This window comes from Streptomyces malaysiensis subsp. samsunensis, from assembly GCF_024519315.1.
Lineage (GTDB): Bacteria > Actinomycetota > Actinomycetes > Streptomycetales > Streptomycetaceae > Streptomyces > Streptomyces malaysiensis.
In genome coordinates this window covers 1-491 of record NZ_JANIIC010000262.1, presented here as the reverse complement: position 1 = coordinate 491, position 491 = coordinate 1, and the positions used below count along the sequence as shown (strand labels likewise).

General features: G+C 64.8%; 1 protein-coding gene. It reads right to left on the bottom strand.

Annotated features, from left to right (window positions below; translation table 11 throughout):
* A partial coding sequence (locus tag NQU54_RS48800; RefSeq protein ID WP_257636687.1) for a beta-ketoacyl synthase N-terminal-like domain-containing protein occupies nt 1–491 on the bottom strand: 491 nt, incomplete at both ends.

The window sequence follows — 491 nt, the reverse complement described above, 5'->3', positions numbered from 1 at the left end:
GCCGCCCGGATCACCCGCTGCTGCGACGGACCACTCGGCGCCGTCAGACCATTCGACGCACCATCCTGATTGACCGCACTCCCCCGCACCACCGCCAGCACCCGATGCCCAAGACGCCGGGCATCCGACAACCGCTCCAACACCAGAACACCAACACCCTCACCCCACCCCGTACCATCCGCAGCCGCGGAAAACGGCTTGCACCGCCCATCCACCGCCAACCCCCGCTGCTGACCGAACTCGATAAACATCCCCGGAGTGGCCATCACCGTCACACCACCCGCCAACGCCAGATCACACTCCCCCAACCGCAACGCCCGACCAGCCAGATGCAACGCCACCAACGACGACGAACACGCCGTATCCACCGTCACCGCAGGCCCCTCAAAACCAAACGAGTACGCCACACGCCCCGACAACACACTCGGCGTACTCCCCGTCAGAACATGACCCGAGAGATACTCCGGAGCACCATACGCACGAGGACCATA